We start from the raw sequence: 24210 nt of genomic DNA, 5'->3' as shown, positions 1-24210 counted from the left end.
TGACCCCTCTTTGGACGTGATCCGGCTATCAGAAGTTAGGCTAGCCTAACGAAACTCGATCACCTAGGCTCTCACGATGACTGAGGTAAGACTTACCTAACTTGCTGTCGAGGGTCAACAGAGAGGCGTGACATCACGTGGCTGGTGCGCGGTCAGCGTCGGGGGCACAGTCGGGGGCAGCTTCGGGGGCAGCAGCGTCGTCGCATCGGATGGAGTTGCTGCGGCGAAGGCTTGCCGCACAAGGACTCTCCTCCGACGGACGCGCTGAGGCGATCACCGCGGGGCAGGCCGCGGGACCCGCACCGCTGTCCTCGGCGCAGCGGCGCATGTGGTTCATGCAGCAGCTGCAGCCGCACAGCGCGGCCAACAACCTCTGCGTCGGCATCCGGCTGCGCGGTCCGCTCGACACCGCCGCGTTCCACCGCGCCCTGACCGCGACGATCGCCCGGCACGAGGTTCTGCGCACGACATACGGGGTCGACGCGGACGGCGCTCCGATCCAGACCGTCCACGACCAGCCGGTACCGGTCGCGCTGATGGACTGCGGCGCGTTTCCCGCGCAGGAGCGCGAGTCCATGATCGACGATCTGGCCCGCGGCATCGGGTCGCGCGCGTTCGACCTTACGGCCGAACCGCCACTGTGGATGTCACTGATCCGAATGGACGCACAGGAACACGTCCTGCTGCTCGTCGCCCACCACATCGCGTGGGACGACTCCAGTTGGATGCTGCTGCTGCGCGAGGTGGCCGAGCGCTACACCGAAAGCACCAACCAGCCTCCGCTGAAGCTGTCCTACGCCGACTACTCCGTCTGGGAGCAGAAGCGGGACTACGGCCAGGCACTCGAGTACTGGCGCGGCAGGCTCGATCCCGCCCCAGAGCCGCTGGCCCTGCCGACCGACTTCCCCCGTGCCGCAGTGCAGTCCGAGTCCGGCGGCCGCCGGAGTCGGCCGCTGCCCGCCGACCTCGCCGAGGCGTTGCCCGCCGTGTGCGGCCGCGAGGGTGTCACCCCGTTCATGTTGCTGCTGGCCGCGTACACCGCCGTGCTGCACCGATACAGCGGCGCGGAGGACATCTGCGTCGGCTCCCCGGTGGTCAACCGGGACCGGCCGGAACTGGCGGGCCTGATCGGCAACTTCGGCAACATGATCGCGCTGCGCACCGATGTCGCGGGCGAGCCGACGTTCCGCGAACTGCTCCGCCGCGTCCGCGAGACGTGCACGGGAGCGTACCCGCACCAGGAACTCCCGTTCCACACCCTGGTGGAGCGCCTGCACCCGCCGCGCACACCGGGCCGGTCGGTGCTGTTCGACACGATGTTCTCGCTGCGCACACCGATCCTGCGCGGCTTCGAGCTGCCGGGCATCGAGATCAGTGAGCGCCCGGTGTTCAACGGGACAGCCCAGTTCGACCTCGCGCTGGCCGCCGTTCTCGGCGACGACCCGGTGCTGGAGGTCACCTACCGCACCGAGCTGTTCGCCGAGTCCACTGTGGACCGCTTACTGGGCCACGTCGAGACCGTGCTGCGCGCGGCGCTCGCCGATCCCGACCGCGTGGTGTCGGAACTGCCACTGCTCACCGAGGCCGAGGCCGAACGGCTGCTCACCCAGGACACCGCCGTGGCCGTCCCAGCGAAAACCGTCGCCGAGTTGGTCGCCGAGCAGACCACCCGCACGCCGAAGGCGACGGCGGTGTCGTGCGGCGGCGAGTCCCTGACCTACCGGGAACTCAACTCGCTGGCGAACCGCTTGGCGCACAAGCTGATCGCCGAGGGCGCCGGGCCGGAGCGGTTCGTCGCGGTGGCGCTGCCCCGCTCGGTGGACCTGGTCGTCGCGCTGCTGGCCGTGCTCAAATCCGGTGCCGCGTACCTGCCGATCGACCCGGACTTCCCGCGCCACCGCATCGACGCGATGCTCGCCGACGCCGAGCCTGCCCTGGTGCTCGACGACCTCACCGCCATCCGCGACACCGCCGCGTACCTTGACTCCGACCCGGGCGTCACCGTCCGGGCGGACAACCCGGCGTACGTCATCTACACCTCCGGCTCCACGGGCAAGCCCAAGGGCGTCGTCGTCCCGCACGGCGCGCTGACCAACTTCCTGCTCGACATGACCGGCAGGTTCGCCTTCGGCCCAGGGCAGCGGCTGCTCGCCGTCACCACCGTGTCGTTCGACATCGCCGCGCTGGAGCTCTACGCGCCGCTGATCAGCGGCGCCGCCGTGGAACTCGCCCCGCGCGAGGCCGTGCTGGACCCGCGCGTGCTCGGTGACCTCATCACCAGCAGCGGCGCCACCGTCATGCAGGCCACCCCATCGCTGTGGCGGTCCCTTGTGGACACCAGCCGCAAGCCGTTGCGTGGCCTGCGGATGCTCGTCGGCGGCGAGGCACTGCCCACCGACCTGGCCGACCGCATGCGCGGGGTCGCCTCCGACGTCACCAACCTCTACGGACCGACGGAGACCACCATCTGGTCCACTGTCGCCAAGGTGGGCGACCGTCCGCCGGTGATCGGCGCGCCGATCGCGAACACCCAGGTCTACGTCCTCGACGCACACCTGCGTCCGGTGCCGATGGGCGTGGCGGGCGACCTTTACCTCGCGGGTGACGGCTTGGCCCGCGGCTACCGCGGGCGGCCGGATCTCACGGCGGAGCGGTTCGTGGCCGACCCGTTCGGCGCGCCGGGCAGCAGGCTCTACCGCACCGGCGACGTCGCCAAGTGGACCGCCTCCGGCGAACTGGACTTCCTTGGCCGCGGCGACCACCAGGTCAAGATTCGCGGGTTCCGGATCGAACTGGGTGAGATCGAGACCGTGCTGGCCGGGTGCCCCGGCGTGGCGCGCTCGGTCGTGGTGGCCCATCCGGACAGGCAGCGCCTGGTCGGGTACGTCATCAAATCTGAGGACAGTCCGTCGGGGGGCGACGTGTCGACCGAGGCGGTGCGTGAGCACCTGCGGTCCCGGCTGCCGGACTACATGGTCCCGTCGGCGTTCGTCAGCCTCACCGAGTTCCCGGTCACCCCCAACGGAAAGCTCGACCGGGCCGCGCTGCCCGCCCCCGAGCCGACCACGGCCGCCGCGGGTCGTCCGCCGCGCACGCCGCGCGAAGAGGTGCTGTGCGGGCTGTTCGCCGAGATCCTCGGCGTCGACTCGGTCGGCATCGACGACGACTTCTTCGCCATGGGCGGGCATTCCCTCCTGGTCACGAGGCTCGCCCTGCGGATCGAGGCCACCCTGGGCATGCCGGTGGCGATCAAGCAGGTCTTCGACGACCCGACCGTCGCCCGGCTCGCGGAGCGCCTCGGCGACGGCGGCACCCGGCGGATCCCGCTGCGGCCCGCGGTCCGGCGCGACCGGATTCCACTGTCGCACGCCCAGCGGCGGCTGTGGTTCCTGCAGCAGTGGGACGGGCCTGCCACGACCTACAACCTGCCAGTGGTGCTGCGCCTGACCGGCGAATTGGACACCGACGCGCTGTCCGCCGCGATCAGCGATGTCGTCGCCCGGCACGAAAGTCTGCGCACTCTGCTGTCCGAAGTGGATGGTGAACCGCGCCAGGTGGTCGTCCCCGCCGAGCAGGCGCGGGTCCCGTTGGGCACGTCGGTCAGCGACGCCGACCGGATCGACGACGACCTGGCCGCGACCGTCCGACACCGCTTCGACCTCACCACCGAACTTCCCCTGCGGGCGCACCTGTTCACCCTGGGCGCGACCGAGCACGTCCTGCTTCTGCTGGCCCACCACGTGGCCGGTGACGAGTGGTCGGTGGACCCGCTGACCCGCGACCTGGCCGCCGCGTACGACGCGCGACGCGCGGGCCAGGCCCCGGCGTGGAATCCGCTTCCCGTGCAGTACGCCGACTACACACTCTGGCAGCGTGAGCTGCTCGGCGAGTCCGACGACCCGCACAGCGTCGTCTCCCGCCAAGGCGCCTACTGGACCAAGACCCTGGCCGGACTGCCGCAGCAGCTCCCGCTGCCCACCGACCGCCCCCGGCCGCCCGTCGCGGGCAACGCGGGCGGGTTCGCCACCTTCGACCTGCCGCCGGAGCTGCACCGCGAACTGCGGGCACTGGCCCAGCGGACCGGCACGACCGCGTTCATGGTGCTGCAGGCCGCTTTCGCCGCGCTGCTGACCCGACTGGGCGCGGGCACCGACATCCCGATCGGCACCCCGGTCGCCGCCCGCCCGGACGAGGCCCTCGGCGACGCCGTGGGGTTCTTCGTCAACACCGTGGTCCTGCGCACGGACACCGCGGGCGACCCGACGTTCACCGAGCTGCTGCGCCGCGTGCGTGAGGTCGACCTGGCCGCGTTCGACCACGCCGACGTCCCGTTCGAGCACCTCGTGGAAACGCTCAACCCGGTCCGCTCCACCTCCGCGCACCCGCTGTTCCAGGTCGCGCTGGGCTACCAGCGCCGCTCCGGCGCCGGACCGTCGATGGACGGCCTGGGCACGTCGGTCGAGCTGGTGACCACCGGCACGGCCAAGTTCGACCTGACCGTCGTGGTCACCGAGACCGACGGTGTCGACGGGCTGGCCGCGGGCATCGAATACCGGGCCGACCTGTTCGACCCGGCCACCGCGCGCACCCTCGGCGAACGGCTGGTCCGGCTGCTCACCGGGGTGCTCGCCGCCCCCGACCGCCGCATCGGCGCCGTGGACATCCTGGCCGAGGACGAGCGCGCCACGATCCTTTCCGAGTGGGGCGACGGCGGCCCGTCCGCCGAACCGTCCACGCTGCCCGCGTTGTTCGCCGAGCAGGTCCGCCTGCGCGGCGACGCGACGGCCGTGGAGTTCGAGGACGACTCACTGAGCTACACCGAACTCGACGCGGCCGCCAACCGGCTGGCCCGCGAACTGCTCGCCCAAGGCGCGGGCCCGGAGCGCATTGTCGCCGTCGCGCTGCCGCGGTCGCTCGACTTGATCATCGCGCTGCTCGCGGTCGGCAAGTCCGGCTCGGCGTACCTGGCGCTCGACCCCGACTACCCGGCGGACCGGCTGTCCTACATGGTCGCCGACGCCCACCCGGTCTGCGCGGTCACGACCCCCGACATCGCCGGACGGCTGCCCGAGCTGGCGGCCTTGCCTTGTGTGGCACCGGATAGCGGTTCCGACGCGCGCGAGGTGACCGACGCCGACCGGCCGTGCCCGCTCGGCCCGGACAACGCCGCGTACGTCATCTACACGTCCGGCTCCACGGGCCGCCCCAAGGGCGTGGTGGTCCCGCACGAGGGTGTCGCCAAGCTGGTCGCCACCCAGCGCGACCGGCTCGGCTTCGGCCCCGAGCACGCGGTCACGATGTTCTCCTCCCCCAGCTTCGACCTGGCGTTCTGGGAACTCGTCGTCGGTCTGCTCTCCGGCGGAAGGCTGGTCGTGTTCCCGGCCGACCGGCGCGTGCCCGGCCCCGCGCTGGCCGACTACATTCGCGACCACAACGTCACCCACACGTTCCTGCCGCCGTCGGTGCTGTCCGTGCTGCCCGAGGACGTCAACCTGCCGACCGGAATCCACCTGCTGGTGGGCACCGAGGCCGTGTCGGCCGAGTTGGTGCGCCGCTGGGCGCCGGGCAGACGGATGGTCAACTGCTACGGGCCGACGGAGACCACCGTCAATGCGACGCTCGGCGAGTGCGACCTCGACGCGATCGCCGCGGCGGCGTCGGTGCCGATCGGCAGGCCCGACCCCGGGATGTTCGGCTACGTGCTCGACGTCGGTCTGCGGCCGGTGCCCGTCGGCGCCGTCGGTGAGCTCTACCTGGCGGGCCACGGTGTCGCCCGCGGCTACCACGGCCAAGGCGCGCTGACCTCGCAGCGGTTCGTGGCCAATCCGTTTGGTGCCCCCGGTTCCCGGATGTACCGCACGGGCGACCTGGCGCGGTGGACCCCCGACGGCCGCATCGACTTCCTCGGCCGCGCCGACGACCAGGTCAAGATCCGCGGGTTCCGCATCGAGCCCGGCGAGATCGCCGCCGTCCTGGTCGGCCACCCGGATGTCGCCGCCGCCGTGGTCATCGCCCGCGAGGACCGCCCCGGCGACAAGCGACTGGTGGCGTACCTCTCGGCCGAGCCCGGCTCCACGCCGGAGGCCTCGCACCTGCGCAGGCACCTCGGCGCGGTGCTGCCGGACTACATGGTGCCCGCCGCGTTCGTGGTGCTGGACAAACTGCCGACACTGCCCAACGGCAAGATCGACCGTGGTGCCCTGCCCGCCCCCGACTACTCGGTGCCTGCCGGACGCGGCCCGCGCTCGCCGCGCGAAGAGGTGCTGTGCGAGGCGTTCGCCGACGTGCTCGGGGTCGAGCGGGTCGGGATCGACGACGACTTCTTCGCCCTGGGCGGCCATTCGCTGCTCGCCACGAAGCTTGTGAGCCGGGTTCGCGCCGCCCTGGGCACGGAACTGCCACTGCGGACGCTGTTCGAGACACCGACCGTCGCCCAGCTCGCCGAGGTCACCGGGGGTGCTGTCCGGCCGCCGCTGGTCGCGCGCGGCGAAGGCTTGGCCCCGCTGTCGTTCGCCCAGCAGCGGCAGTGGTTCCTGCACCAGCTCGAAGGCCCCAGCCCGACCTACAACATCGCCGCCGCGTTCCGGCTCTCCGGCCCGCTCGACGTCGGCGCGCTTCGGTCCGCGCTGGCCGACGTCGCCGAACGGCACGAGGTGCTGCGCACCCTGTTCGGTGAGTCCGGCGGCCACGCGGAACGCGTCGTGCTGACCTCCGTCCGACCCGCCCTCGATCTCATTGACACTACCGCCGGCGCCGACTCCGTCGAATCCACCGAGTCCACTGTGGACGCGATGCTGACTTCGGCGGCGCGCAGGCCGTTCGACCTGGCCGCGGAGATTCCGCTGCGGGCGAGCCTGTTCACCCTGGGCGCCGACGACCACGTACTGCTGCTGCTGGTGCACCACATCGCGGGAGACGGTGCGTCGATCGAGGTGCTGACCCGCGACCTGTCCGTGGCCTACGCCGCCCGCCTCGCCGGACACGATCCTGAGTGGATACCGCTGCCGGTCGGGTACACCGATTACGCGCTGTGGCAGCGGGAACTGCTCGGCGACGCCGATGACCCGCGCAGCGAGCAGTCCCGGCAGACCGCCTTTTGGACCGACACCCTGGCCGACGCGCCGACCGAACTGGCGCTGCCCACCGACCGGCCACGGCCCGCGGTGGCGAGCCATGAAGGTGACCTGATCGAGTTCCGGCTCGACACCGACGCCGCCCGCGCGGTGCGGGCGCTGGCGAAGGCCACCGGGGTCAGCCCGTTCATGGTCTTGCACGCCGGTCTCGCCGCCCTGCTGACCCGCCTGGGCGCGGGCACCGACCTGCCGATCGGCACCCCGGTCGCCGGTCGCACCGACGAGGCGCTGCGGGACCTGGTCGGGTTCTTCGTCAACACTCTGGTTCTGCGTGCCGACACCTCCGGCGATCCGACGTTCACCGAGTTGCTCGGCCGGGTCCGGGCCGCCGACCTCGCCGCGTTCGACCACGCGGACCTGCCGTTCGAGCGGCTCGTGGAGCTGCTCAGCCCGCGGCGCTCGCAGGCCCGGCACCCGCTGTTCCAGGTCATGCTGGTGCACAACGACGCCGCCGCGGCGAGTCCCCAGCTGACCGGGGTCGACGCGCGACCGGTCGTGGTCGACAGCGGTGTCGCGAAGATGGACCTGACCGTCACCGTGGTCGAGGGGCTGGCGGGCGAGGCCATCGAGGGCTTCGTCGAATACAGCACCGACCTGTTCGACCGGGACACCGCCGAGGCCATCGCCGACCGCTACGTCCGGCTGCTCACCGACCTGGTGCGCGACCCCGCGACCCGCATCGGCGGCGCGGACATCCTGACCGCCGACGAGCGGCACGCCGTGGTGGACGGGTTGAACGACACCGCCCACCCGGTGCCCGCGACGACCCTGCCGGAGCTCTTCGCGGCTCAGGCGGCGCGCACCCCGGACGCCACCGCCGCGGTGTTCGAGGGCAGGCGCGTGAGCTACGCCGACGTGGACGCGGCGGCGAACCGCTTGGCGCACCTGCTGATCGAGCGAGGTGTCGGCCCGGAGCGGGTCGTCGCGGTCGCGGTTCCCCGGTCGGTGGAGCTGATCGTCGCGCTGTACGCGGTGCACAAGGCGGGTGGCGCGTACCTGCCGATCGACCCGGACTACCCGGCCGACCGGATCGCGTACATGCTCGCCGACGCCGACCCGGCCGTCGTGATCACCACGGCCGACCTCGCGCACGTCCTGCCCGAGGTCGACGCCCCCGTGGTGCTCGACGACGCCGACATCGTCGGGTCCGTGCAGTCCTACCCGGACAGTGCGCCTGCCGTGGCGGTGGACCCCAGGTGCGCCGCGTACCTGATCTACACCTCCGGCTCGACCGGCAGGCCGAAGGGGGTCGTGGTCTCCCACGCCGCCATCGTCAACCGGCTGCTCTGGATGCAGGACACCTATCAGCTGACCGAGTCCGACCGGGTCCTGCAGAAGACGCCGTCGAGCTTCGACGTGTCCGTGTGGGAGTTCTTCTGGCCGCTGCTGACCGGTGCGACGCTGGTGGTCGCCGCGCCCGAGGGCCACAAGGACCCGGAATACCTCGCCGGACTCATCCAGTCCGAGGGCGTCACGACCGTCCACTTCGTCCCCACGATGCTGCGCGCGTTCCTGGCCGAGCCGACTGCGGCGGACTGCTCGTCGCTGGCCCGGGTCGTGTGCAGCGGCGAGGCACTGCCCGCCGACGCGGTGGCGCTCTGCGCGGAAGTCCTGCCCAGCGCCGGCCTGCACAACCTCTACGGGCCAACCGAAGCCGCGGTCGATGTGACGGCGTGGGCGTGCACCGTGCCGTCTGCTGTGGTCCCGATCGGCAGGCCGGTCTGGAACACCGGACTGCGCATCCTCGACTCAGGACTACGCCCGGTCGCACCGGGAGTCGCCGGTGAGCTGTACCTGACCGGCGTCCAGCTGGCCCGCGGCTACCTGGGCAGGCCCGGGCTGACCGCGGCGCGGTTCGTGCCGGATCCGTTCGGGGAACCGGGATCGCGGATGTACCGCACCGGCGACCTGGCCCGCTGGAACCGCGATGGCGCCGTCGAGTACCTCGGCCGGGTCGACAGCCAGGTCAAGCTGCGCGGCTTCCGCATCGAGCTCGGCGAGATCGAGCAGGCCCTGCTCGGGCACCCCGGCATCAGCCAGTCCGCGGTCGTCGTGCGCGACGACCGGCTCATCGGCTATGTCGTCGGCGAGACCGCGGGCCTGCGCGAACACGCGGCGCGGCTGCTGCCCGAGCACATGGTGCCCGCCGCGTTCGTCGCTCTCGACGCGCTGCCGATCAGCCCCAGCGGCAAGCTCGACCGGGCGAAGCTGCCCGCACCCGACTTCGCCGCCCAGACCGGGGATGACGAAGCCGAGACACCGCGCGAGCAGTTGCTCTGCGAGCTGTTCGCCGACTTGCTCGGCCTGCCCAAGGTGGGCGCGCACGACGGGTTCTTCGGCCTCGGCGGCGACAGCATCCTGTCGATCCAGCTGGTGAGCCGGGCCAGGGCCGCGGGCCTGGGCATCACCCCGCGCGACGTGTTCGCCCACCAGACCCCGGCAGCGCTGGCCCAGTCCGCCTCGGTGGTGGACAGCGCCGACCGCTACACCGAACCCGCCGGGTACGGCGTCGGCCGGGTGCCCGCGACTCCGGTGGCGCTGTGGCTGCGTGAGCGCGGCGGCCCGATCGAGAAGTTCAGCCAGTCGCTGCTGCTGCGCACGCCAGACGACCTCGACGAAGCCGGGCTCCGCACGGCGCTGCAAGCGGTCCTGGACGGGCACGACGCGCTGCGGGCCCGACTCGACACCGACTGGTCGCTCGACATCGACGAACCCGGATCGGTTGTCGCCGAGGAGATCCTGACTCGAGTCGACGTGTCCACTATGGACGAGATCGCGACGACCGCGCTGATCGAGGCCGAAACCGCGGCGGCGATCGGCAGGCTGCGCCCGACCGAGGGCGTCATGGTCCAGGCGGTCTGGTTCGACGCCGGACCCGGCCCCCGGGGCAGGCTGCTGCTGGTCATCCACCACCTCGTGGTGGACGGCGTGTCCTGGCGGGTCCTTCAGCCCGACCTGGTCGACGCCTGGCGCGGCGCGAAGCTGCCCGAGGTGGGCACGTCGGTGCGCCGCTGGGCCGAGCGCTCCCACCAGGAGGCGACGCGTCCCGCCGATCTCGCGGCCTGGGCCGCGGTCCTCGACGGCCCGACGCCCACCCTGGCCGACCGGCCGCTCGACCCCGCCGTCGACACCGCGTCCACAGTGGAGCGGTTGACGCTGCGGCTGGCGACCGAGCCGACAACGGCGCTGCTGACCCGGCTGCCGGAGCTGTTCCACACCGGAGTGACCGAGATCCTGCTCACCGGGCTCGGTCTCGCGCTGGCCGATTGCCTGGGCCACACGGAGTTCCTGGTCGACCTCGAAGGCCACGGCCGCGACGACGACCGGCTCGACCTGTCCCGCACGGTCGGCTGGTTCACCAGCGTCTACCCGGCCCGCCTCGACGTGTCCGGGATCGACCTGCCCAACGCCGCCGTCGGCGGGCGGGCCGCGGGCGAGGCGATCAAGCGGGTCAAGCAGCGGCTCGCCGAGCTGCCCGAGGACACCACCGGGTTCGGCAGGCTGCGCTACCTCAACCCGGACACAGCCGCGTACCTCGCGGAGCTGCCCAAGCCCCAGCTGCTGTTCAACTACCTCGGCAGGCTCGCCGCCGATCCGGCGCCGACCGCGGACTGGGCCGTCGACCTGCGCCCGCTGCCCGCCGGGGTCGACGACCGCGCGGGCGTGGCGTATCCGGTGGAGCTCAACGTGGTCACGCTCGACCAAGCCGACGGGCCGGTGCTGTCGGCCACCTGGTCGTGGCCTGCCGCGGTGGTGTCGGAGGCGGTCGTGGCCCGGTTCGCCGAACGCTGGTTCGGCTACCTGGAGGCGTTGGCGGCCCACGCCGACGCACCGGACGCGGGCGGGCACACCCCGGCCGACCTGACCCTGGTCTCGTTGAGCCAGGACGAGATCGACGAGTTCGAGGCGGATTTCCTTTGAGCACCACGAATAAATCGGGTCTTGCGGACATCCTGCCGCTCTCGCCGCTGCAGGAAGGGCTGCTCGTCCAGTCCCAGCTGGAGGAGCCGGGGTCGGACGTCTACGTCGTCCAGACGATCCTGACCCTCGACGGCGCCCTCGACGGCAAGGCGCTGCGGGATGCCGCTCAGGCACTGCTGACGCGGCACCCGAACCTGCGTGCCGCGTTCCGCTACCGGGCCAACGGAACCCCGGTCTCCCTCATCCCGCACTCGGCCGAACCCGTGTGGCGCGAGGAGAACCTGACCGGAACCGCCGCCGAACGGGAAGCCACCGTCGCCCGAGTGGCGGCGGAGGAGAGCGGTGAGCCGTTCGACCTCGGACAGCCGAAGCTGATCCGCTTCGCCCTGCTCGCCGAGGCCCCGGACCGGCACCGACTGGTGATCACCAATCACCACATCGTGCTCGACGGCTGGTCCATGCCGCTGCTCGTCTCCGAGCTGTTCGCCCTCTACGCCGGGACCCCGCTGCCCGCGGCGACGCCATACCGGGACTACCTGGCCTGGCTCACCCGCCAGGACCAGGGCGCCGCCGAGTCGGCTTGGCGCAACGCGATGGCGGGCCTGGACGGCCCGACGCGGGTCGCCCCGGAGGCGGGTCCGATCGCGGTCGCCCCACGCACGCTCAAGGTCGAGCTGTCGGCGGAGCGCACGGCCGGGCTGACCGCGTTCGCCCGAGTTCGGGGCCTGACCCTGAACACGGTCGTCGCCGGGGCGTGGGGGTTGCTGCTCAACACCCTGACCGGCCGCGACGACATCGTCTTCGGCACCACCGTGTCCGGCCGCCCGCACGACCTCCCCGGCGTCGAGTCGATGATCGGCTTGTTCATCAACACCGTCCCCGTGCGGCTGCGGCTGCGCCCGGACGAGACGTTCGCCGACCTGCTCACCCGGGTGCAGGGCGAGCAGGCGGACCTGTTGGCACACCAGCACTTAGGCCTCTCAGCCATCCAGAAGCTCGCCGGCGGCGGGGACCTGTTCGACACCCTCGCCGTCTTCGAGAACTACCCGTTCGACGCTGACGGCGTGTTCGAGCCCGCACCCGGCCTGAAGCTGGTCGACGTCGCGGGCGGCGACGCCACGCACTACCCGCTCACCCTCACCGTCCTGCCCGGCGAGCGACTGCGCTTCGACCTCGGCTACCGCCCCGACGTGTGCGCCGAACCCGAGGTCCACGCCATCGCCAGGCGGCTGGAGCGGTTCGTCGACGCCCTCCTGGCCGACCCGGACCAGCCGGTCAGCCGACTCGACGCCCTCGGCGCGAACGAGCGGCACCTGCTCCTGGAGGAGTGGAACGACACCGCAGGCGACACCGCCGGTCCACTGCTGCCGGAGCTCTTCGCCGACCAGGCGCACCGCACCCCGACGGCGACCGCGCTGGTGGCCGGACCGGTCCGCTGGACCTTCGCCGAGGTCGACCGGCGGGCCAACCAGTTGGCGAACCTGCTGGTGGAAGCCGGTGTCGGACCCGAGAAGCTGGTCGCCCTGCTGCTGCCGCGCTCGGCGGATCTCATCGTCGCACTGCTCGCGGTGCACAAGGCGGGTGGCGCGTACGTGCCGATCGACCCCGGCCTGCCCACCGAGCGCATCAGCTTCCTGCTCGGCACGGCCCGCCCGGCGTTCGTGCTGAACGAACTCACCCTGACGCGCGCGCACCAGTACCCCGACTCCGCTCCCCCGCTCACCCTCGACCCGGCGAACCCCGCGTACCTGCTCTACACCTCTGGTTCCACGGGGACCCCGCGCGGCGTGGTGATCGAGCACCGGTCGCTGGCCAACCTCTACCGCGACCACGCCCGCACCCTGTTCTCCCCGCACGCCGGCGAAGTCGGCGGACGGCTGCGGGTCGCGCTGACCGCCGCGCTGTCATTCGACACGTCGTGGGAGGGCCTGCTGGCGTTGGCAGCAGGCCACGAGTTACACCTGATCGACGACGACACCCGCCGCGACCCGCGCGCTCTCGTGGACTATGTCGCGAGCGAGCGGGTCGACCTGCTCGACCTGACCCCGTCGTTCGCCCAGGAAGTCGTCGCGGCCGGACTGCTCACCGACACCCGCCATCGGCCACGAGTGCTCATGCTCGGCGGCGAGGCGACCAGAACCGCGCTGTGGAACGAGGTACGCGACGCGCCGGACACCGTGGGCTACAACTACTACGGGCCGACCGAGTGCACTGTGGACACTCTGGCGTGCGCACTGGCCGACGCGGACACCCCGGTCGTCGGAAGGCCGCTGACGAACACCCGCGCCTACGTCCTCGACGGCTGGCTGCGCCCGGTCCCGCCGGGCACGGTCGGCGAGTTGTACCTGGCCGGGGCGCCGTTGGCCCGCGGCTACGCCGACCTTCCCGGGCACACCGCCCAGCGGTTCGTCGCCGACCCGTTCGGGCAACCAGGACAACGCATGTACCGCACCGGCGACCTCGCCCGGTGGGACGAGAACGGCATGCTCGACTACGTCGGGCGGGCCGACGACCAGGTCAAGATCCGCGGTTTCCGCATCGAGCCCGGCGAGATCGAAGCCGCCCTCGACGCCCATCCGAGCGTCGCCCGATCCGCCGTCGTCGCCCGAGGCGCGCGGCTGGTCGGCTACCTCGTCCCCAATGCGACGGTCGACACCGGCATCAACACCGACACGGTGCGCGCGCACCTCGCGGCGCGGCTGCCCGACTACATGGTCCCGGCGACCTTCGTCGTGCTCGACGCGCTTCCGTTGACCGCCAACGGGAAGCTCGACAGCGCCGCGCTACCCGACCCGAAGTTCACCGCCCGTGAGCTGGCCGAGCCGACTACCGACGCCGAGCGGATCCTGTGCGAGGTGTTCGCCGAAGTCCTCGGCATGCCCGCGGTGTGCGTGGAGGACAACTTCTTCACCCTCGGCGGCGACAGCATCCTGTCCATCCAGGTCGTCAGCCGGGCCCGGGCCGCCGGTCTGCTGATCCGGCCGCGCGACGTCTTCGGGCAGCGCACGCCCCGTGCGCTGGCCGCCGTCGCCCGCTCGGCCGACGCTCCGGAGACACAGCGCGCCGAGGACCCCGACGCGGGCATCGGCGCGGTCCCGCTGACCCCGATCATGCACGCGCTGCTCGCTGTGCCCGGCTCGATCGACCAGGTGCACCAGTCGGTCGTGCTGCACACGCCCGCCGACCTGACGCTGTCCACGCTGATCACCGCAGCGACCGCGCTGCTCGACCGGCACGACCTGCTGCGCGCCACGCTGCGCCGCGACATCGTCGGCCAGTGGACCATGGACGTCCCGCCGCGCGGTGTGCAGCCCGCGGTGTCGCGAGTGGACGCCACCGGGTCGGACCTGGACGCGCTGGTCGCCAAGGTCGCCGCGGAGCAGGCCGCGCTGTTGGCTCCGGCGAACGGCGTGATGGTCCGGTTCATGTGGTTCGACCGCGGACCCGAGCGCGACGGCAGGCTGCTCGTGCTCGCCCACCATCTCGTCGTCGACGGGGTGTCCTGGCGCATCCTCGTGCCGGAACTGGCCGCCGCGTGCGGACATGGCACGGCTGTGCGGCAGCCGACGACGTCCTTCCGCCGCTGGGCGCGGCTGCTCAACACGCAGGCGAGCGCGCCTGCCGTGCTGGCCTATCTGCCGCACTGGCGGCAAACGCTTGCGCAGCCCGAGGACCCGATCGGCTCGCGGCCGCTCGATCCCGCCCGCGACACCCTGGACACCGCCGGTCTTCTCACCCGGACCTTGCCCGCAACGCTCACCGCTGAGCTCCTCGGCGAGACCGCGAACCGCTACCGCGCCTCGGTTTCCGAACTGCTGCTCGCCGCGCTCGCGATCACCGGCGGGCGGTCGTCGCTGCTGGTCGACCTCGAAGGGCACGGCCGCGAGGAAGAGTTCGTCGCCGAGCCGGTCGACCTGTCCCAGTCTGTCGGCTGGTTCACCAGCCAGTACCCGGTCCGGCTCGACGCGGCGGGCGACCCGGGCCAGGTTGTCCGTCAGGTCAAGGAATCGCTGCGCGCGGTGCCGCACAACGGCCTGAGCTACGGCGTGCTGCGCCACCTGAACCCGGAGACCGCGCCCGCGCTGGCCGACCTCGCCAAGCCGCAGGTCGAGTTCAACTACCTGGGCAGGCTCGGTGGCGCGGAGACCGGCCCGTTCGCCCCCGCCGACACGGATGCGCTGTTCGGCGGCGCGTCCGCGGGCTCCGCGCCCCTGTCACACGCGCTGGCGGTCAACGCCGCGGTCCGCGACACGGCCGACGGCCCGGAGCTGCTCGCGCACTGGACCTGGGCGTCCGGCGTGCTCAGCGAAGCCGAGGCGGCCGACCTCGCCGACAGGTGGATCGCCGCGCTCGACACGCTGGTGCACACCGAAGCCGGTGCGCTGACCCCGTCGGATGTCCCGCTCGTCTCCCTGACCCAGGACCGACTCGACACGCTCGGCCCGGCCGCGGACGTGCTGCCGGTGACGCCGCTGCAGGCGGGCCTGCTGTTCCACTCGATGGCCGCGGACGAGTCCGACGCCATCGACGTCTACACCGTGCAGGACCTCATCGACCTGGCGGGCCCGCTCGACCTGGACCGGCTGCGGGGCGCGGCCGAGGGGCTGCTGACCCGGCATCCCAACCTGCGCGCGGGTTTCCATCAGGCCGGTCAGCTCGTGCAGGTCGTCCCGGTCGCCGCCGACCTGCCGTGGCACGAGATCGACCTGTCGCACCTCGACCCGGCGGCCCAGCAGGACGAGTCCAACCGGCTCGCCGCGCGGGAGCGCGACCGCCGCTTCGACGTCACCGCGCCGCCGCTGCTGCGGTTCCTGGTGCTGCGCCTGGGTTCCGAACAGCACCGGATCGTGTTCACCTGCCACCATGTCCTGCTCGACGGCTGGTCCACTCAGCTGCTCGCGCAGGACCTGTTCGGGCTCTACCAAGGCGGGCCGATGCCCGCCCCCACCCCGTACCGCGACTACCTGGCGTGGCTCGACGCGCAGGACACCGACGCGGGCCGCGAAGCGTGGCGCAAGGCGCTCGCCGGGCTCGAACAGCCGACCCGTCTGGTCGCCAAGACCGTGCGTGGCGGCTCCACCGAGCGGACGCGGGTCAGCACGCGGCTCTCGGCTTCGCTGACCGCGCGGCTCGCGGAGGTGGCACGGACGACCGGCGTCACCCAGAACACCGTGCTGCAGGCCGCTTGGGGCCTCGTGCTCGCCCAGCTCACCGGGCGCGACGACGTGGTGTTCGGCCAGACCGTGTCCGGCAGGCCCGCCGAGCTGCCCGGCGCGGAGGCCATGGTGGGACTGATGATCAACACCGTTCCGGTGCGGATCGCCTTGCGGGCAGCCGAAACCGTCGCAGGTCTGCTCGGCCGGATCGCCGACGAGCAGGCCGCACTCATGGCGCACCACCACGTGGGCCTGACCGACATCCAGCGTGCCGCCGGTTCCGGGCAGCTGTTCGACTCGCTGGTGGTGTTCGAGAACTTCCCGGTCGACGAGCAGACCCGCATCGAACCCGCGCCGGGCCTGCGGGTCACCGCCGCGGAGGGCATCGACGCCACGCACTACCCACTGACCCTGGCCGTGCTGCCCGGCGCCGAGCTGGACCTGCACCTGGAATACCACCCCGAGTGCTTCGACCGCGACGGCACCCAGCGGGTCCTCGACCGGTTCCTCCGGGTCCTCGACGGGCTGCTCGCCGACCCGTCGATCCGGGTCGCCGCAGTGGATCCGCTAACCGACGACGAGCGCGACCGGGTGCTGCGGACGTGGAACGACACCGCGCTCGACGTGCCGCCCGCGGCCACGCTGCCCAGCCTGTTCGCCGACGCGGTCGCCCGCGACCCCCACGGCAGCGCGCTGGTGTGCGGAGGCACCGGGCTGACCTTCGCCGAGCTGGACGCGGCGGCCAACCGGCTCGCCAACGCCCTTGTCGCCCAAGGGGTCGGGCCGGAGCGGATCGTCGCGCTGCTGCTCCCCCGGACGCCCGAGTTCGTGGTGGCGATGCTGGCGGTGCTCAAGGCGGGCGGGGCGTACCTGCCGATCGACCCGGCCTACCCGGCCGCGCGGATCACCGCCACCATCGCCGACGCCGACCCGCACCTGGTGATCAGCATGGCGGCCGTCGCCGACATTCTCGGTGACACGCCTCGGATGCTGCTCGACGAACAGACCTTCGAAGGCTTCCCGGACACCGCGCCCGAGGTCGGGCTCGATCGCCGGCACCCGGCGTACGTGATCTACACGTCCGGCTCGACCGGCGTGCCCAAGGGTGTCGTGGTCACGCATGCCAGCGTGGTCAACCTGTTCCACAGCCACCGGGAGACGCTCTACCAGCCGACCGTGGCCGCGGCGGGCGGGCGGACGCTGCGGGTCGGGCACACCTGGTCGTTCGCGTTCGACGCGTCCTGGCAGCCGCAGCTGTGGCTGCTCGACGGGCACGCCCTGCACATCGTCACCGAGGAGACGCTGCGCGACCCGGCCATGCTGACCGAGCAGGTCCGCGCGGAGCGGCTCGACTTCATCGAGGTCAGCCCGTCGCTGGCGGTCGCGCTCGCCGACGCGGGCCTGATCAGTGCCGGCGAATGCCCGCTGCTGGCCCTCGGTGTCGGCGGCGAAGCCGTGCCGCCCGCGTTCTGGCGGACGATGCGGTCGCTGCGGAACACTGAGTGCCACAACCTGTACGGCCCGACGGAGACAACCGTGGACGCGCTCGCCGCGCGCGCGGCGGACAGCGACACCCCGCTGGTCGGCACGCCGACCGCGAACACCAGCGCGTATGTCCTCGACGCGGCCCTGCGGCCGGTCGCGCCGGGTGTCGCCGGCGAGCTGTACCTCGGCGGCGCGGGCCTGGCGCGCGGCTACCTGCGCCGGGAGAGTCTGACCGCCGAGCGGTTCGTCGCCGACCCGTTCGGCCCGACCGGGTCGCGGATGTACCGCACCGGGGACCTGGTGCGGTGGACCGAGAACGGCAAGATCGACTATCTGGGCCGGGTCGACGAGCAGGTCAAGGTGCGTGGCTTCCGGGTCGAGCTGGGCGAGATCGCCGCGGCCCTGGCCACGCACCCCGACGTCGCGCAGGCCGTGGTCACCCAAATGTCGGGCAAGCTGGTCGCACATGTCGTCTCGTCCACAGTGGACACGCCGATGGGGTTGCGTGAACACCTCGGCGAGCGGCTGCCCGACTACATGGTTCCGGCCGCGTTCGTCGTGCTTGACGCGTTGCCGCTGACCCCGCACGGCAAGGTCGACCGGGCCGCGCTGCCCGCGCCGGAACTCGCCACCACCGTGGGCCGGGAACCGCGCACGCTCACCGAGAAGATCCTCTGCGGACTGTTCGCCGACGTCCTGGAAGTCCCGTCGGTCGCGGTCGACGACGACTTCTTCGCCCTGGGCGGGCACTCGCTGCTGATCGTCGCGCTGCGCACCCGCGTCACCGAGGAATTCGGCAGACCGGTCCCGGTCGCCCACCTGTTCGCCCACCCGACACCCGAATTGCTAGCCACCACCATCGAAAGGAACGACACGTGACCAACCCGTTCGAGAACCCCGACGGCACGTACCTGGCGCTGGTCAACGACGAGGGCCAGCACTCGCTGTGGCCCGAGTTCGCCGACGTCCCCGCAGGCTGGACGGTCGCGTTCGGCCCGGAAACCCGGCAGGCCTGCCTGGACCACATCAGCGCGAACTGGACCGACATGCGGCCCAAGAGCCTGATCGAGGCGATGGGCGAATGAACACCGCCGAACTGGCGGACACGCCCCTCGAACGGTCGGTCGACGGGCGCCCGCTTTACACGTTGTACCCGGCCCGCCGGGGCGAGGACCCAGGTCCGCTGCCGGAAGGCGCCGGACTGGTGCTGTCCCGGTTCGCGGTCATCCACCGCGAGGGCACGGCCCTGCTCGTCGAGTCGCCGCGCGCGTGGTGTGACGTGCGGGTGCACGACCCGGCCGTGCTGACTGTCATCGGTGCGCTGTCCACGCCGCTGCGGTTCTCGGCGCTGCCGGAGGTCCTGCCCGCGGCGGCGACCGAGCAGCTGATCGCCGACCTGTGGCGGGCGCGGCTGGTCGTCGCGTACGGCGCGGAGGAGGAGACCGAGCTGCGGCTGCGCCAGTGGAGCCCGTTCGAACTGTGGCTGCACAACCGAAGCAGGCTCGGCGAGGCCGGTGGCTTCAACGCGTCGTGGGGCCTCACCGCCTGGGCCGACGGCACGTTCCGCCCGCTGCCCGCGCGCCCCGAGCCCTACCCGGGCACGCCGATCGACCTGTTCCGGCCGGACCTGGACGCGTTGCGCCGCGACGATCCCAGCCTGACCACCGTGCTCGAAGACCGGCGCTCGATCCGCGAGCACGACGACAGCAACCCGCTGACGGTCGACCAACTCGGCGAGTTCCTGTTCCGCTGCATGCGAGTGCGCGGCACCAACCTGCTCGACGGCATCGAGCACGTCGACCGCCCGTACCCCTCCGGCGGCGCGTTGCACGAGCTGGAGATCTACCCGGTCATCCGGCGGGTCGACGGCCTGGAGTCCGGGATGTACCACTACGACGGGCACACCCACCGGCTTCAGCCGGTGTGCGGCGAGAACGACGCGACCAAGACGCTGATCATGGCGGCCGAACTGGCCGCCGGCGCCAAGGACCCGCAGGTGGTCTTCGTCGTCGCCGCCCGCTTCGGCAGGCTGCTGTGGAAGTACGAGGCGATGGGCTACGCGGCGATCCTGAAGGACGTCGGCGTGCTGTACCACGTCATGTACTCCGTCGCCACGGCCATGGGCCTGGCCGCGTGCGCGATCGGCGGCGGCCACGCGGACGTGTTCACCGCGGCGACCGGCCGGGACTACTTCACCGAGGGCGCCGTCGGCGAGTTCATGCTCGGCAGCGCGGCACAGGAAAACGGAGCAGCAGCAGGTGTTTGAGGCATTCCCGACGGTCGAGCCCGCGCCGAACGCGCGGTTCGAGCCGTTCCCCGTCACCGACCAGCAGCACGCCTACCTCGTCGGCCGGACCGGTGAGTTCGAGCTGGGCAACGTGTCAACCCACGCGTACTACGAGTACGAGGGCGAACTCGACCTGGACCGGTTCACCCGTGCCTGGCAGCGGGTCGTCGAGCGGCACGACATGCTGCGCGCGGTCCTGCTGCCCGAGCGCGAGCAGCAGGTGATCCTCTCCGACGTGCCGCCGTTCGCGCCCGAGGTCGTCGACCTGCGCGGACTGGGCGAGGACGAGGTGTCCGCGCGGCTGACGTCGCTGCGGGACCGGATGTCGCACGAGGTGCGGCCCGCCGACCGGTACCCGCTGTTCGGTGTCGTCGTCAGCAGGCTCGACGACGCGCGGGCCCGGGTGCACATCAGCTTCGACGGGCTCACCCTCGACTACCTGAGCTGGCAGCTGCTCGTCGCCGACCTGACCCGGTTCTACGCCGACCCGGACCTGCGGCTCGACCCGCTCGACCTGACCTTCCGCGACTACGTGCACACCCAGCGGGCGCTGAAGGACACCGACTCCTACCGCCGCGCCGAGGAGTACTGGCGCGGCCGGGTCGAGGACCTGCCGGAGTCGCCGCGGCTGCCGATCGGCACCGACCCCAAGAGCATCTCCCATCCGCGCTGGACCAGCCGCGCGGGCACGCTCGACGCCGAGCCGTGGCGCGCCCTCAAGGCGCTGGCCGGGCAGGCCGGGCTCACCCCGACCGCGCTCGTGCTCGCCACGTTCGCCGAGGTGCTCGCGGTGTGGTCCGAGGAGCCGCGCTTCACCATCAACGTGCCGCGGATGAACCGCCTGCCGCTGCACCCGCAGGCCAACGAGATCCTCGGTGAGTTCGCCTCCTTCTCGCTGCTGGCCGTCGAGCACGACGGTTCGGCTCCGTTCACCCAGCGGGCCAAGGCCGTGCAGCGCCGGCTGTGGACCGACCTCGCGCACCAGCAGGTCAGCGGCGTGCAGGTGCTGCGCGAGCTGAGCCGGGTTCGCGGCGGGCTGCGCGGCGCGGCCATGCCCGTGGTGCTGACCAGCACCCTCGGCTTCGACGCCGGGCCCGCTCCCCTGCTCGGCGGTCGGATCGAGCGGGTGTTCGCGATCTCGCAGACCCCGCAGGTGTACCTCGACGTGCAGATCGAGGAGTCCCCCTCCGGCGCGATGACCTACAACTGGGACAGCGTCGACGAGATCTTCCCGGCGGGCCTGATCGCCGACGCGTTCGCCGCGTTCGGCGCGCTCCTTTCGCGACTGGCCACCGACCCGGACAGCTGGTCTGCGACCGACTTCGCCCTCGCCGCTTCGGCTCCGCTCTCCGGCGCGGAGCGACCGGTGCCCGAGGTGTTGGTGCAGCGGCTTTTCCTGGACCAGGTGGAGCAGCGGCCCGACGACGTCGCCGTGATCACCTCCGCCTGCTCGCTGACCTACCGGGAGGTGCGGTCGCGCGCCCGGCAGGTCGCCCACTGGCTGTGCGAGCACGGCGCGTGCACCGAGACCCCGGTGGCGGTCGTGCTGGACAAGGGCTGGGAGCAAGTGGTGGCGGCCTACGGCTCGCTGTTCGCGGGCTCGCCCTACCTGCCGGTCGACCCGGCGCTGCCGCCCGCGCGGATCACCAGTCTGCTCGACGCGGCCGGTGTTTCCCTGGTGCTGACACGAAGCGGGCTCTACGAGTCCCTTGTGGACAATGTTGGGGCACGTCAGGTGCTGTGCGTCGACGACGCGGGCGACCTGCCGGACACACCGCTCGATGCCGTCCAGACCCCGTCGGACCTGGCCTATGTGCTGTTCACCTCCGGCTCCACCGGAACGCCGAAGGGCGCGATGATCGAGCACGCGGGCATGGTCAACTGCCTGCGCGACACCATCGACACGTTCGGCATCGGGCCGGGCGACCGCGCGTTGGCCGTGACGGCGCTGCACCACGACATGTCGACGTTCGATGTCTTCGGCGTACTGGGCGCGGGTGGCGCGATCGTTATCCCGGACGCGGTCCGCGCGCGCGACGCCGAGCACTGGGCCGACCTGATCGCCGAACACGGCGTCACCCTGTGGAACTCGGTGCCCGCCATGATGGAGATGCTCCTGGAGACCGGCCCGGTGCCGTCGTCGCTGCGGCTGGCTTTCCTCGGCGGCGACTGGATTCCGCTGCGACTGGCCGCCGAGGTGTCGGCGAGCCTGCGGCTGGTGTCGATGGGCGGGCCGACCGAGACGACGCTGTGGAACATCTGGCACCCGGTCGAGGAGTTCGACGAATCCTGGCGCAGCGTCCCGTACGGCGCGCCGATCGCGAACACGCGCTACCACATCCTCGACCCGTGGCGTCGCACTCGGCCCGCGGGCGTGGCCGGTGAGCTGTACTGCGCCGGCCCGGGCGTGGCCCGGGGCTATCTCGGCGACCCGGACCGCACCGCGCAGTCCTTTGTGGAGCACGACGGGGAACGGCTCTACCGCACCGGCGACCGCGGGCGGCTGCTGCCGGGCGGGGTCATCGAGTTCGCCGGGCGCGGCGACAGCCAGGTGAAGATCCGCGGGCAGCGCATCGAACTCGGGGAGATCGAGGCCGCCCTGGCGGCGGTCCCCGGCGTGCGTGACGCCGTCGTCACCGCCGTGCCGCACGCGGACCGGCCCGGGTACCGCGCGCTCGCCGGCCACGTCGTCGGCGAGTCGCTCGACCCCGAGGAGATCCGCCGCGCACTGTCGGCGCGGCTCCCCGCGCACATGGTGCCCGCGACGGTGACCGTGCACGACCGGTTCCCGTTGACCCGCAACGGAAAGATCGACCGGACCGGGCTCGCGTCAGCCGCCGCGGAGCCGGTGGACGCCGTGGTCGATGGCGACGTGAGCCCGCTCGAAGAGGTCATCGCCGAGGTGTGGGCCGACGTCCTGGAAGTCGAGCGGGTGGGTGTCACCGACGACTTCTTCGCCCTGGGCGGGGATTCGCTGCTCGCCACCCGCATCGTCGCCCGGCTGCGCGAGGCCCTGGACACACCGGGCCTCGGCCTGCTGTCGGTGCTGTCCACGGTGACCGTGCGCCAGCTCGCCGCCGCGATGGCCGCCGACCAGGAACAGCCGGGCCGGATCGAGCAGGTCGCCGAGCTGTACCTGGAGATCTCGCGGATGCCCGAGGAGGACGTCGAGGCGGAGCTGATGCGCCGATGACGATCTTCCGCGGCGACTGGATCCGCTGCTACAGACCGAGGCCGTACGCGACCCGGCGGCTGATCTGCCTCCCGCACGCGGCGGGTGGCGCCGGCTTCTACCGCCAATGGGTGGACACGCTGCCCGCCGACGTCGAGCTGTGGGCCGTGCAGTACCCGGGGCGTGAGGACCGCTTCACCGAGCCGTGCGTGCCCGAAATGGACACCCTGGCCGACCTGATCGCCGACGCGCTGGCACCGGTGCTCGACCTGCCGACGGCGGTGTTCGGGCACAGCATGGGCGCGGCCGTCGGCTACGAGGTCACTCGCCGGCTGCTGGGCCGCGGGGCCGCGGTGGAACGGCTGTTCGTCTCCGCCCGGCCGTCACCGTCGCACCAGCGGGCCACCCGGACCGAGGTGTACCTGCGCGACGACGACGGGATCGTCGGGGAACTGGCGACACTGCGCGGTTCGGGCATCGCCGTGCTCGACCAGCCGGAGCTGCGCCAACTCGTGCTTCCCATGGTCCGCAACGACTTCCGGCTGATCGAGACGTACCGTCCGGCGCCCGCCGACCCGCTGCCCATCCCGATCCTCGCGCTCGCGGGTGCCGACGACCCGCGGATGACGGTTGCGCAGGCAGCGGACTGGGCCGAGGCCACCGACGCCGGGTTCGGCCTGGAAGTGTTCCCCGGCGGGCACTTCTACCTGGAGCCGCACCGCGCCCAGGTGATCGACACCGTGATCAGACACCTGAACACCCCCACCAGCAAGGAGAAAGCCATGACGACCCCGGATGAGCTGACCGTGGACGGAATCCGCGCGTCGGTCGCGGAAATGCTGGCCATCGACGTGGACCGGGTCGGCCCCGAGGACAACCTGCTCATGCTGGGCGTCGACTCGATCAAGCTGATGGGCCTGGCCAGCCGCTGGCAGCGCCATGGCGTCGAGGTGCCGTTCGTGGAGCTCGCCGAGAACCCGACGGCCGCGCATTGGGCGAAGCTGCTTGGCGGAGCGCGGACGGCCTAGTAAGCCCGCGCGGCCTTCTACTAAAGTA

General features: G+C 72.0%; 6 protein-coding genes. All 6 read left to right on the top strand.

The window, feature by feature from the left end; genetic code table 11:
- The first annotated feature begins 209 nt into the window (after window positions 1-209).
- The 6 genes from ACRDSQ_RS21580 to ACRDSQ_RS21555 are packed head-to-tail and all read left to right on the top strand — an operon-like array spanning window position 210 to window position 24182.
- The gene (locus ACRDSQ_RS21580) at window positions 210-11054 is read left to right on the top strand and encodes an amino acid adenylation domain-containing protein (RefSeq protein WP_431423574.1); all 10845 of its coding nucleotides are present in this window, start codon (window positions 210-212) and stop codon (window positions 11052-11054) included.
- A complete protein-coding gene (locus tag ACRDSQ_RS21575; RefSeq protein ID WP_431423573.1) occupies window positions 11051-18574 on the top strand; it encodes an amino acid adenylation domain-containing protein in 7524 nt (2507 codons plus the stop codon). The genes ACRDSQ_RS21580 and ACRDSQ_RS21575 overlap by 4 nt, the downstream gene beginning before the upstream one ends.
- Window positions 18571-18780 carry an MbtH family protein gene (locus ACRDSQ_RS21570; RefSeq protein ID WP_431423571.1) on the top strand — a complete coding sequence of 70 codons (210 nt, stop codon included), beginning with the start codon at window positions 18571-18573 and terminating at the stop codon, window positions 18778-18780. Before ACRDSQ_RS21575 ends, ACRDSQ_RS21570 begins: the two co-directional genes overlap by 4 nt.
- Window positions 18777-19961 carry a SagB family peptide dehydrogenase gene (locus ACRDSQ_RS21565; protein WP_431423570.1) on the top strand — a complete coding sequence of 395 codons (1185 nt, stop codon included), beginning with the start codon at window positions 18777-18779 and terminating at the stop codon, window positions 19959-19961. Before ACRDSQ_RS21570 ends, ACRDSQ_RS21565 begins: the two co-directional genes overlap by 4 nt.
- Window positions 19954-23175, top strand: coding sequence for a non-ribosomal peptide synthetase (locus ACRDSQ_RS21560; RefSeq protein WP_431423569.1), 3222 nt, complete (start codon window positions 19954-19956; stop codon window positions 23173-23175). The genes ACRDSQ_RS21565 and ACRDSQ_RS21560 overlap by 8 nt, the downstream gene beginning before the upstream one ends.
- The gene (locus ACRDSQ_RS21555; protein ID WP_431423568.1) at window positions 23172-24182 is read left to right on the top strand and encodes an alpha/beta fold hydrolase; all 1011 of its coding nucleotides are present in this window, start codon (window positions 23172-23174) and stop codon (window positions 24180-24182) included. The genes ACRDSQ_RS21560 and ACRDSQ_RS21555 overlap by 4 nt, the downstream gene beginning before the upstream one ends.
- Window positions 24183-24210 lie beyond the last annotated feature (28 nt).

The organism is Actinokineospora sp., assembly GCF_050699995.1.
GTDB lineage: Bacteria > Actinomycetota > Actinomycetes > Mycobacteriales > Pseudonocardiaceae > Actinokineospora.
The sequence above is the reverse complement of the archived record's forward strand: the minus strand, read 5'-3'. Positions and strand labels throughout refer to the sequence as shown.